The sequence below is a fragment of the Glaciihabitans sp. UYNi722 genome, assembly GCF_040549465.1.
Classification (GTDB): domain Bacteria; phylum Actinomycetota; class Actinomycetes; order Actinomycetales; family Microbacteriaceae; genus Lacisediminihabitans.
Genome location: NZ_JBEPTL010000025.1, coordinates 1 through 11,360 on the forward strand (window position 1 = coordinate 1; position 11,360 = coordinate 11,360).

An 11,360-nucleotide genomic window follows, 5' to 3' on the forward strand; every position below is an offset into this window, starting at 1 on the left:
GCCGCTCACGCTGGCGACGCCGACATCAACAAACAGCGAAACGACATCATTATCGAACCCGCGGACACATCCCATAAACGCGACTGTAGTACTAGCCCGTCAGGCGGTTACCAATGAGGAGAGTTCGACTGTGACCGAGTACGTCCGCTTTTAGAGCACCGCTCCCAATAGACGAGGCACTTTCCCCGGCGTCTTCGCACTCGCGAACGGCCTCGCGTCAAGCAACCTGTTGACTGTTCAAGATGCAGCCTGGCACCGCAGGGCAAATGACCGGGCCAACACGCTGTACGCCGACCCCACCACCGTCGCGCCGGACTGCTTCGACCCGGAAGCGAATGCCGGGGCGAGATCCTGGTTCACAGCATCGGCACGAGAGCTGCTCGACGCGACCCATGGCTACCTCGACCTGTTGGACAGGTACGGGGTCGGATGGATGGAACTACGAACCACGTCACCAGGACGCATCACCTACGAGGACGACGATCAGATCGTTGCCGTTCTTCCAACTCACGAGCAGGACTGGCCCTTCCGATCCGGACGGTAGGGGTTCCCCTGCTTACGCCTCGCCACTCTTATTTCGAAGTGCAGGGTTTCGTGACATTCGTGCAGGCAATCGCGAACATCGACAGACGCCTCAACTTCCGGGTCCGCCACCTGTCCAAAAGTCGCTGCCGAAATCAAACGGCCGAAACGTCAACGGCGAGGTTTTTTACGAGCGTCGCTCTCGCATCCTATGGGAGGCGAATCAAAAGAGGTTTCGAGACAGATCGTCAGACGATCGAGCATGCCTCGCTCGCCACCGAACATGACCACGTGGCGGCTGTCTCCGGCATGAAATAGCACGCAATACCCGCCAAGTCTGGTTATCTGACTCGAGACCGTCACGACGTTCGCACAAAAGCGCCCGACCTTTGTGAAGGCCGGTCGCTTTCGCAATTGAGGCGTTATTAGTGCGCGTTGAGGTCGATGGTGGCGTTGTCGAGGTTCAGGTATGCCGCGTTCCCGGCGCTGGTGTCGAGCTTGAGGGTGATCGCGTTGGATCCCTGCACGAGCGTAACTCCTGCGGTTATGGTCGACCAAGTAGTCCAGTTTCCCGTCGAGGGGAAAGTGATGGTCGTGGCGGTCCCTGCTGGCGCGATGAGCTGCCTGCTCGCGTCGCCTGCTGCCGCGGCATATCGGAACGTGATCGGGTAGGTGCCAGCGGCGTTCACGTTGACGTTGAATGTGACGCTTGTCCCGGTGCTGTTCCACCCCGCAAGGTATCCGCGGCCGGTGTAGCCGGTGTTCGTACTTTCAGTGTTCACACCGTTGCGCACAGCGTTTTCCGCCTCATACACGCCCGAGCCTTCCACAATCGCGTTGCTGTTGTCAGGGAGGGCCTGTTGCATTATCGCAACCGCAGCTCCAGCTCCCAGGCTCTGCACTGGTTGCGTTGCCAGTGCCGGGGTCGGCGCGGTCCAGTCGTACCCTCCGATCCCGTCGGAATTCACATGGTTGGCGATCTGCGACGCGTTTGCGGTGAGGAGGCTTTTGTACTGGGTCTGTCCTCCGGCGGTGATGAGGTCGCGGATGTCGCGGGTGAGGATAGCTTTGAAGCCTGCGGTGTCGACGTCTCCCTCGTAGAGGAACGTGCCGGAGGAGGTGAGGTTGGAGACGGCCCAGTCGATGGCGGATTTCGATTCGGTGAGATAGCTGGCTGTGCCAGTGGCGACATACATTTGGAGCGCGGCTTCGGCGAACTGGCCCTGGTTGTAGGTCCAGTCGTAGTCAGTGAACTGCCCCGTCCCTGAGACGTGATCTCGGATATGGCCGCTGCGATTGAAGTTGCTGTCAAGCCAGGTGTAGAGGCGCTCGGCCGTGTCACGGTAAGTGGCGTCTCCGGTGTCGGCATACAACCGAAGGGCGGTGGCGATGGCGGTGCCGTTGGTTGCCACGTTCTTCTCGTTAAGGGAGCCGTTACCAACATTGACGTTCTTCCACCAGATACCCCCGCCATACGTGGTGTCTTCGAACGTCGAAATGTAGGCGAAGATGTTCTTCGATTCGTCGAGGAACTTGGTCTCGCCGGTGAGTTCATAGGCCCGGGCGCTTGCTTTGGCCCACCACCCCATGTCGTCGTTCCAGTCGTTAGCCTTGAAATCCGGATACGCGGCTTGGAAGCCGGCGAAAACATCGTCGATCATGGCCCGTGAGGCACTGTCCCCGGTGCGCTGATACCGGTCCATTACCATTTCCCAGAGTTGTGCCCCCCACCAGTAGTCCGTGTATTTGCCACCCTGCGGGTCCACGGCGTGCTCCGAATGCACCAGATGATCGCTACAGGTGTAAAAGTATTTGGCCGTCGGATCCCAAAATTTCGAGATGAACGAGTCGTACGAACTGGTCGCCTGCGAGGCTGTCAACGCCTGAGCGGGAGCTGGTGACGCAAGCGCTCCTCCAGCCACCAACCCTGCCGCCGCAATTGACGTTGCTACTAAGCCTGCTAAGACGCGCGATCTTCTCATTTCGCTCCCCTATGCCATCCGCATCAACGAGAATAGCAATAAATATATTTAAATTAAAAACTTGCAGTCACAAGTCATATGAATATGATTGTCAGAAATCCCCATCATTGCAAGGAGCAAAAGTGAGCACTGTTGCTCGCATCAGCGACGACCTCGTCACCCGAGTCAACGAGTATGTTCGCGAGCGGATGCCCGCCTCTGTCGCAGAGGTCTTCGCGAACTGCTTCTCTGACACCTTGTCGACCACGCTGAGTGAGGTCGAGGATGGGAGCCTGTTCATGGTAACCGGCGACATTCCGGCGATGTGGCTTCGCGACTCAACAGCGCAACTCACCCCCTACCTCCACTTCCTCACCGAGGACAAGGTACTGGCCGACACCGTCGTGAGGATCTCCCGCCGCCAGCTCGCCTGCATCGTGGAGGATCCGTATGCGAACGCCTTCAACGCCGGGCCGACGGGGGAGTCGGATCATAATGCGGACGTGACGGATGGGGGACCCTGGGTCTGGGAGCGCAAATACGAGGTCGATTCCCTGTGTTATCCGATCCAGCTCGCGCATGACATTTGGTCGACGACCGGACGCACCGAGCACCTCGACGAACACTTTCTCGACGCTGCGCGGGTGATCGTCGACCTGTGGCGGCGAGAACTGCATCACGAGACATCCGCCTATCGCTTCCAGCGTCTCGATGCCCCGGAGAGCGACTCCCTGAGCCGGGACGGCCGGGGCCCGATCACCGCGCCGACCGGCCTGACTTGGAGTGGTTTCCGGCCAAGCGACGATGCGTGCGTTTACGGATACAACATTCCGGGCAATGCGTTCGCTGCTGTGGAGCTCCGCCATCTCGGGCAACTGGCGGCTGAGGTTTTCGGCGACACGGACCTCGCTACCGACGCTCGGGAGCTCAGCCTGGGTATCGAGGAGGGGCTCCGCGAGTTCGGGACTGCCGCGACACCCGCCGGCGACACCGTTTACGCCTATGAGGTGGACGGACGCGGATCGGCTCTTATGATCGATGACGCGAACGTGCCGAGTCTGCTCTCGCTCCCGTTTATCGGCTGGACGAGAAAAGACGATGCCCTCTACCTTGCGACCCGCGAATTCCTCCTCAGCGACGCCAACCCGTTCTACTTCAGCGGCACGCACGCGGCCGGTGTCGGAAGTCCGCACACCCCGCCGGGCCAGGTCTGGCCCATTGCTCTCGCAATTCAAGGGCTGACCACTGACGACCCGGACGAGAAGAGGTGGTTGCTGGATGTCCTCTCGTCCACCCACGCGGGAACCGACCTGATGCACGAGTCATTCTCGGTCGACGATCCTCGGCAGTACACCCGTCCCTGGTTTTCGTGGGCTAACGCGATGTTCTGCGAACTCGTGCTCGACGTCTGCGGCCTCCGCACCCACATCCGCGAACCTCAGCGCGCACTTGACACCGGGGAGATGATTCGTCAATGAAGGTACTCACTCCCGTAGATCCACTTTTGCCCGCCGCACGCGACGATCGAAGCGCGAAGTCAACCGATCCGGTCCGGTCCCTACCGCTTTCTTTGCGCGCGCGGTCCAATCGAGGTATGAGCGCGATGCGGCGGCAGCAAGCTCGCGCAGCGTGGCTGTTCCTCGCTATCCCGGTGGCACTTTTCATCGTGTTCATGCTCTTACCGATCATCATTGCCGGGGTCGTCAGCCTGAGCGACTATGCCGTCGTTGGATCTGCGAACTGGGTCGGCTTTGACAATTACGTGCGCATCTGGCGCGATCCCTTCTTCTGGATTGCTCTGCGCAATACGACCTATTACACAGTGCTCTACGTTCCGCTTGGACTTGTTGTGGCACTCGGAACCGCTCTATTGCTGAACCGAAATGCCGGCGTTATTCGCGTATACCGGACGCTGTTCTATATCCCGGTGATCTCCTCCACCGTTGCCACCGCGACCATTTGGTATTGGCTGCTTAACCCGCAGAAGGGACTGATCAACGTCGCCCTCGGTTGGGTGGGGATCAATGGGCCTGCTTGGCTGTACGACTCGAAGTGGGCGATGCCCGCGATCGTATTCATGAGCGTATGGGCCGGTTTCGGCGCTAACATGATCATTTTTCTTGGCGGTCTTCAAGGGGTTTCCCCGGACCTTAAGGAAGCGGCTCGCCTCGACGGGGCAAACGCTTGGCAGGTGTTCCGATTCGTCATCACTCCGGCCCTTCGTCGGACGACGTTCCTCGTGTCTACCTTGTTGATCATCGGAGCGTTCCAGGTCTTCGACCAGGCTTATGTCCTGACCAAAGGTGGCCCGGGAAACAGCACGATCACGATGGTCTATTACATCTATAACAAGGGCTTCGGATCGCTTGAAATGGGATACGCATCCGCGCTGTCGTTCGTGCTGTTCGTCATCATTCTCGTGTTCTCGGTCCTCAACTCGCGCCTCACCAACCGAAAGGACGGAGCATGAGTAGCACCACGCGACCCCTCACTGTCTCGATCAGCCCAGACCGGCGAAAGGCCCGCTCGAGGAAGTCGATCAAAAGCGTCATTTGGTTCGCAGCAGTGACTTTGATCAGTGTCGCAACAGTCGCACCACTGATTTGGACGTTGGCCACGTCGTTCAAACCGCCGGCGGAGATTCTCAGTGGTGCCTTGAACCTGATCTCGAAGGCTCCGACTCTCGGTAACTATGTTGAAGCGTTCACGACCGTGCCTTTCGCACGGTACTTCGTTAACTCGCTCATCATCGGTGTCGGCGGAGCGGTGGCGAATATGTTCTTTGGCGCCCTCGCTGGTTACGCGTTTGCAAAGCTCCGATTCCGGGGACGCGCGCCCGTCTTCGGCGCGTTCCTCGCTTCGCTCATGATCCCTGGGATTGTGACGATGATCCCCACCTTTTTGGTTCTGCGTCACTTCCCCTTTGCGGGCGGAAACGACCTCACCGGAAACGGCGGAATCGGGTTACTGAACACGTATTGGGCAGTCATCGTGCCGGGTGCTGCGGGTGCCTTCGCCGTGTTCTTCATGAAGCAGTTCTTCGAGTCGCTGCCCGATGAGTACGGAGAAGCCGCCCGAATCGACGGAGCGAGCGAGTTCCGTATCTTCGCCCAGGTCTACTTCCCACTCGCCAAGGCAGGACTTGCAGTACTTGGCATCCTCAGCTTCCAAGCAGGGTGGAACAACTTCCTCTGGCCGCTGATCGTGCTCAACGACCCCAACATGTTCACCGTGCAAGTGGGTCTGTCGTCCTTCGTCAACAACTATTCGACTAACTACGGACCTTTGATGGCCGGAACCATCATCTCCAGCCTTCCCGTTCTGCTTATCTTCGTCCTCGCACAGCGCTACATCATCGAGGGGATCGCCCACGTCGGCACAAAATAACCGCCCTATCTCAAATCACAACGATCAAATCAGGTAAGGAATTCAGACAATGAAGTCACGCACACGGCTCGGCACCGCCATCGCGGCAGTCGCCGCATCCGCTCTCCTCCTCGCTGGATGCGCAGCAGCATCCGCTCCGGCCACTTCCTCGGGGCCGCAAAAAGTTGTTATGTGGGGATCGTGGGGAGGCGACCAGGTTAAACAAATCGACCAGATGACGTCAAAATTCAACGCGAGCCAGTCCAAATATGTGGTGAATTATGTGCCGCAAGAACTGGTCGAACAGAAGCTTCTGACGGCGGTCGCCGGAGGGCAGGTTCCAGATCTTGTGATGTGGGACCGCTACCAGACTGCGCTGTACGCTCCAAAGGGTGCGTTGCAGAGCATCGACGAACGGGTGACGAAAGACAACGTGAATCTGAAGGCGTTCTATCCGCAAGCGCTCGGCGAGATGAAATCCGGCGGCAAGTTGTACGGCCTTCCAACACTGGTTGATAATCGCTCGCTCGTGTACAACAAAAAGATGTTCGCAGACCATGGGCTTACCCCGCCAACAACGTGGGCGGAGTTGAAGACCGACGCCGAAAAGCTAACCCTCACATCCGGCGGCAAGCTACAAACGTCTGGTTTTCTCCTCAGTGATCCGGGCCTTTTTGCGATGTACCTCGCCGAAGCCGGAGGTCAACTCGTCAACAAGGCGGGTACTAAGACGGCGTTCAATTCTCCGCAGGGTCTTGACGTTTTGAACTTCTGGAAGAGCCTTACGGACGCGGGCGTATATACGCAGGGCTTCGGAGACGGCACTAACGCATTCGCCGCGGGAAACGCCGCGATGCAGATGGACGGTCCGTGGGACATTCCTTCCCTGGATCAGGTCACATCGCTCAGCTATGGTGTTGCCGAGCCTCCCGTCGGTCCGAGCGGGGATAAGGGTGCGACGATGGGCGGATTCGGTCTCGTCATCCCGCAAGGTGCCAAGCAAAGCGACGGTGCGTGGGCGTTCATGAAGTGGTGGGCGACAGAGCCGAAGAATGGTGTCGCGTTCTCGAAAATCTCCAGCTGGCTGCCCGCGAACCGGGACGCCGCCAAGGACCCCTACTTCTCTCAGAACGCCAACCTGGCGGCATTCGTCAAAACCCTCGATTATGCCAAAGTGCGACCCAGCGTTGCCGGCTACTCGGACGTCGAGGGTAAGGCCCTCACCCCGGCGCTGCAGAAGTTCATGTCCGGCGAACTGACTGCCAGTCAGGCGCTCTCGCAGGCTCAAGTCCAGGGTGACCAGATATTGCAGGAGAACAAGAAGTGACGACGACTCTCACCTCGACGAGTGTCTGGGACACCCGCGCCGAACTCGCTCAGGATAGCTTCGACCATTTCTACCGGACCGATCCGCCGCAGCTGTTCGACAACACCTACCCGGTGTCGTCACGCCACAACGACACGTTCAACTACTGGTGGCTTGCCCACCTCATCGACGCCCGAGTGGACGCCTATGACCGATCCGGAGATCCTGCCCGTCTTGAACAGGCCGAGGAGGTTTACCGCAACATTCTCGAACGAAACGGGAATTCCCTGTTCAACGACTACTTCGACGACATGCTCTGGTACGCACTGGCGATCGTCCGCCTCTTCGACCGCACCAGCGCCAAGCACTATCTCGACGACGCGATCGCAATCTGGGATCACGTCATCACGTACGGATGGAACGGAGAACTTGGTGACAGCCTCGCCTGGCGCAAGCAGCAACTCTATTACAAGAACACACCAGCGAACGGGCCGCTCATCATCCTCGGCTGCAGACTCTTCCAACGGGACGAACGGGCCAACCGTCCCGACTATCTGAGATTTGCTGAAACCGCCTTCGATTGGCTCAGCGATACCCTCGTCAACGTCCGCGACGGTTTCGTGGAAGACGGCATCAACCGTGAAGGCAGCGGAATGGTCGACACCCAGTGGCGCTTCACCTACAACCAAGGACTGTATATTGGCGCCGCTGTGGAACTCTCCCGTGTCCGCGCACATGGGGAACTGGTTCGTTTGGCTATTCGGACAGCCCTCACAGCCATCCGGGAACTAGCCCCCCGCGGAGTCTTTGAGGACGAAGGGGCCGGCGGCGACGAAGGGCTGTTCAAAGGAATCTACTATCGGTACGTCGCGCTCCTCCTCGAGGAACTACCTGCGGGCGGTACCGACTACTTGGCATTGCGGGAATTTGTGACATCGAGCACCGACTCGCTGTGGCGAAACGCACCCAGCGAGGGATACTTCCTCGCCGCGAACGATTGGACTCGGAAATCTGAGGGAAGCATCCCGTATTCGACCCAGCTGAGCGCGATGATGGCGACCGAGCTCCGAGCCCGGCTCGAGAATCAGAGCTAGCTGCGTGTTTACTTGTTCCGGGGGCGTTATGGCTTAGACGTCGACTGTCCGGAGACGAGGGTGCTGGGGACGATCACTTTTTCGACATCGTTTCGGTCTTCGATCTGCGCCAAAACCTGCTCCATAGCTCGTCGTCCGAGGGCGTGCTGGTCTTGCTCCACGTGGGTGAAACGGAACAGCCCCTGGTCCGCAAAAGCGATCGGATGGTCGAAGCAGATGATCGAAACGTCGTCAGGAACGCTCAGGCCGAGGATGCGGCAAGCCTGACGCAACAACACGGCAATGTTGTACTCGGTGACCAGAAACGCGGTCACATCAGCGTTGGCGGTCAAGAACTCCATCAGGCTCGCGATGTCGTCGTCGATCGTCGCAGTCGCCCCCGGGAGCGTCGACTGCAATGTCCTTAACTCCGATGTCGCAGGCAATGGAAGGTGTCTCATCGCGTGTGCGCGGACGTAACCGTTCTCCCTCTCGTCATTGGTCGAGACTCTGCTTGCCGAAGCGATGAAACCCACCCGTTCGTGTCCGAGGTCGAGAAGGTATTCCGTCGCCACCTTGGCGGACTCGAAATTGTCAGAAAAGACGGTCGAAACTGGTATTCCGTCATAGCTTCGATCGAGAATGACGACGGGAAATCGCTTCATCACCAGTTCGAGCGCCGCGGGTGGAATGAATTGGGACGTACTCGGTAACAGGATGAGACCTGCCACGCCCGCATCGACGAGTGCCCGGATCGCCTTGTCCTCCTCGTCGATGCTGCCTCCCGATCGCTTCAGGAGCAAATGTGCATCGAGTCCGGCTTCCCCGAGTATTCCTTCCATAACACGTGTGCCGAACGTGTCGTCGAAGCTCGTCAAAACGCACCCAACCATTGGTCGATTCTTCCCGCGCGGTTCGGGCGCAGGACTCGGATTCGTGCTGATCACGATCGTGCCGACACGGGGTCGTCGACTGATGTAGCCATCATCTCTCAGGAGGTCGAGGGCATGCTTGAGAGTGATGGAGCTGACCGAAAACTTTGCTGTCAGTTCAGCCACGAGCGGAAGCTTGTCTCCTACCGCGAACGTTCCATTTCGGATGTCTGATAAAAGTCCCTCGTAGACCTGTCGATAAAGGAGGACCATACAAGCTCCTCCAAAATCAGTGGTCAGACATAATTAATGTACCTTATGGAAACATTGCCCAAAGCTCTGCGCTCGAGCTTGCCTCCACATGACAGATCGGCTCGATGACGCTTGGGAGCGCGCAAGGTCGCCACATACGGCCGCCGAAGGCACGACAGACTGCTCCAAATTTAGCTGGATCGGCGCAGTGGCGACTTCAGCCGACATTCATGCCGAGGTACCGGTAGACGGTGGCGCGGCTAGTCCCGATGATTTTTCCGATGTCGGTCGGTTTCAGGCCTTGGGCTTTTAGCTCGTGGGCACGCTTGACGCTGCGATCGTCAGCAGCAATTTCGCGCCGCCCGGCCTTCCGCCCGTGGGACGCGGCGACTGCCATGCCGGCGCGGGTTCGTTCCGAAAGCTGGTCGCGCTCGAGCTGGGCGAACGCGGACAAGATCGTGACCATGGCTTTAGCCATAGCGCCGCCCAGATCGCTCCCGGGATCAGTGGCGATGCCATCGCGGAGGGAGCGGAACTTGATGCCCCGCTCCGCGAAACCGTCAAGCAGTTCCAGCAAGTGCCGGGTGTTGCGTCCGAGCCGGTCGAGTTTCCACACCACAACTTCATCGCCCAGGCTGAGACGGTCGAGCATTCTGTCCAACTCGGGTCGGCTGGTCTTAGTCCCGCTGACTCCATGATCGCGGTAGATGCGACTGCATCCCGCAGCCTCCAATTCCCGGATCTGCAGCTCGGTATTCTGATCCGCCGTGCTCACCCGCGCGTACCCAAGTATTGTCATGCGGCTGGTCTTCTACTTTCTCGCCAAAGGAAGTGATCAAATAATGTTGAGAATGTCAGAGTGAGACACGTTGTTGAGACGCATCCGCGCTCGAACTGGCCGTGAGCATTTCGGGTGGCGACCCATCCGCGGCCCGTCCCGTTAAAGGATCCTTTGATAAGGCGAGCCGCCGATGCATCGTCATCCCGAATAGTCCCCGTGTGTCCGGGCAGCTCTTTGACTCAACAATGTCTCTGTCAGCGTCGGTAGGTCCCGGGATGACGGCCGAATACGGCCACAACGTTGAACATCTGTCCGCAAACCTGGAAGAGAAGAAGACCCCGAAGATTGTGAGGAACCTTTCACGTGGTGGGCCCAGCGGCGATGATGTTACGCACGTCGAGAAGATGTTTCTCCATCGCCGCGGATGCCGCATCCGCATCCCTGCGGCCGACGGCCTCGTAGATCGAAATGTGGCCTTCGATGGAAATGCGACGCCCCGTGCGTGTGGCATGGGAGAGGCCGCGGGTCTCCTCTGTCCAATCGGTGGTCATTTCACATAGCGTCACGAGAAGGGGATTCTGCGATGCATGAGCGAGGAGTTGGTGGAATTCCTTGTCCAGTCGGAAGGATTCGGCTGCCGAGAGGTTTTCGTTGGACTGGGCAAGAACCTGGTCCAGCTGAAGGAGGTTAGATTCGGCCACCCTTTGCGCAGCGAATCCCGCGATCCGCGGTTCGACGATGTCACGAAGTTCGATGGCGTTTGCGATCGCTATATCGACCGCGGCGAGTTCAGTTCGAAGAGTTGTCGCCCCGGCGGAGGCGGCGACGATGGTGCTTCCTCGACCTTGACGTCGTTCTATCAGATTCTTTGATTCGAGCTCAAACATGGCCTGACGCAGGGATGCACGGGAAACGCTCATCTCGGCCGCGAGCTCTCTCTCGGGGGGAAGTCGAGCACCGGGCGCGAGTTCTCCGTTGACGATGAGACGTTCGAGATGAGCGGCCAGTTCGGCGCTTACGCTACGCGTCCGACGGACGAGACGCGGGATCGGCGCAGAGTTCATTTTGGCCTTTCAAATTCATAAAGGGTGCATTGGAAGAGGGCGATCGGTTTGTTGGTCGGACCAATCGTCCAGGCTTCAGACTATAGCGACGGAGAGGTCTTTGGCGGTCGAGCCTTCAGACGATTCGAGCGCAGCAGTAGTCACGCAAAAATGCAGTTGGGAC

General features: G+C 58.8%; 10 protein-coding genes. 6 read left to right on the top strand and 4 right to left on the bottom strand.

Going from position 1 to position 11,360, the window contains the following annotated elements; genetic code table 11:
- The first annotated feature begins 229 nt into the window (after nt 1-229).
- Complete coding sequence (locus tag ABIB56_RS15435; RefSeq protein WP_354570115.1) at nt 230-544, top strand: hypothetical protein; 315 nt, start codon at nt 230-232, stop codon at nt 542-544.
- 403 nt (nt 545-947) lie between these two features.
- Here the strand turns inward: ABIB56_RS15435 and ABIB56_RS15440 are convergent, their stop codons facing one another.
- Nucleotides 948-2,504, bottom strand: a complete 1,557-nt coding sequence (locus tag ABIB56_RS15440; protein ID WP_354570116.1) for a glycoside hydrolase family 76 protein — start codon at nt 2,502-2,504, stop codon at nt 948-950.
- Nucleotides 2,505-2,626: 122 nt separating this feature from the next.
- Here ABIB56_RS15440 and ABIB56_RS15445 point away from each other — a divergent pair, with 122 nt between their 5' ends.
- The 5 genes from ABIB56_RS15445 to ABIB56_RS15465 all read left to right on the top strand — a co-directional run bounded on the left by ABIB56_RS15445 (nt 2,627) and on the right by ABIB56_RS15465 (nt 8,249).
- On the top strand, nt 2,627-3,961 hold the full coding sequence (locus ABIB56_RS15445) for a glycoside hydrolase family 125 protein (protein WP_354570117.1): 1,335 nt from the start codon (nt 2,627-2,629) through the stop codon (nt 3,959-3,961).
- A 173-nt stretch (nt 3,962-4,134) separates the two neighbouring features.
- Nucleotides 4,135-4,953: a carbohydrate ABC transporter permease gene (locus ABIB56_RS15450; RefSeq protein ID WP_354570118.1), complete on the top strand. Its 819-nt coding sequence runs from the start codon at nt 4,135-4,137 to the stop codon at nt 4,951-4,953.
- Entirely contained in the window at nt 4,950-5,870 is a 921-nt protein-coding gene (locus tag ABIB56_RS15455; RefSeq protein ID WP_354570119.1) for a carbohydrate ABC transporter permease, read from the top strand. The genes ABIB56_RS15450 and ABIB56_RS15455 overlap by 4 nt, the downstream gene beginning before the upstream one ends.
- 49 nt (nt 5,871-5,919) lie before the next feature.
- Nucleotides 5,920-7,176 carry an ABC transporter substrate-binding protein gene (locus ABIB56_RS15460; protein ID WP_354570120.1) on the top strand — a complete coding sequence of 419 codons (1,257 nt, stop codon included), beginning with the start codon at nt 5,920-5,922 and terminating at the stop codon, nt 7,174-7,176.
- A complete protein-coding gene (locus ABIB56_RS15465) occupies nt 7,173-8,249 on the top strand; it encodes a glycoside hydrolase family 76 protein (RefSeq protein WP_354570121.1) in 1,077 nt (358 codons plus the stop codon). The genes ABIB56_RS15460 and ABIB56_RS15465 overlap by 4 nt, the downstream gene beginning before the upstream one ends.
- Before the next feature lie 26 nt (nt 8,250-8,275).
- Here ABIB56_RS15465 and ABIB56_RS15470 read toward each other — a convergent pair whose 3' ends face one another.
- The 3 genes from ABIB56_RS15470 to ABIB56_RS15480 all read right to left on the bottom strand — a co-directional run bounded on the left by ABIB56_RS15470 (nt 8,276) and on the right by ABIB56_RS15480 (nt 11,197).
- Complete coding sequence (locus ABIB56_RS15470; RefSeq protein WP_354570122.1) at nt 8,276-9,373, bottom strand: GntR family transcriptional regulator; 1,098 nt, start codon at nt 9,371-9,373, stop codon at nt 8,276-8,278.
- A gap of 196 nt (nt 9,374-9,569) precedes the next feature.
- Complete coding sequence (locus ABIB56_RS15475) at nt 9,570-10,151, bottom strand: recombinase family protein (RefSeq protein ID WP_354570123.1); 582 nt, start codon at nt 10,149-10,151, stop codon at nt 9,570-9,572.
- Between the two features lie 341 nt (nt 10,152-10,492).
- Nucleotides 10,493-11,197, bottom strand: a complete 705-nt coding sequence (locus ABIB56_RS15480; RefSeq protein ID WP_354570124.1) for a FadR/GntR family transcriptional regulator — start codon at nt 11,195-11,197, stop codon at nt 10,493-10,495.
- Nucleotides 11,198-11,360 lie beyond the last annotated feature (163 nt).

Excerpts from the sequence above, each read along its gene's own strand:
- ABIB56_RS15440 (WP_354570116.1), bottom strand. The coding sequence starts at position 2,504 with ATGAGAAGATCGCGCGTCTTAGCAGGCTTAGTAGCAACGTCAATTGCG.
- ABIB56_RS15455 (WP_354570119.1), top strand. The coding sequence starts at position 4,950 with ATGAGTAGCACCACGCGACCCCTCACTGTCTCGATCAGCCCAGACCGG.
- ABIB56_RS15460 (WP_354570120.1), top strand. The coding sequence starts at position 5,920 with ATGAAGTCACGCACACGGCTCGGCACCGCCATCGCGGCAGTCGCCGCA.
- ABIB56_RS15470 (WP_354570122.1), bottom strand. The coding sequence starts at position 9,373 with ATGGTCCTCCTTTATCGACAGGTCTACGAGGGACTTTTATCAGACATC.
- ABIB56_RS15475 (WP_354570123.1), bottom strand. The coding sequence starts at position 10,151 with ATGACAATACTTGGGTACGCGCGGGTGAGCACGGCGGATCAGAATACC.
- ABIB56_RS15480 (WP_354570124.1), bottom strand. The coding sequence starts at position 11,197 with ATGAACTCTGCGCCGATCCCGCGTCTCGTCCGTCGGACGCGTAGCGTA.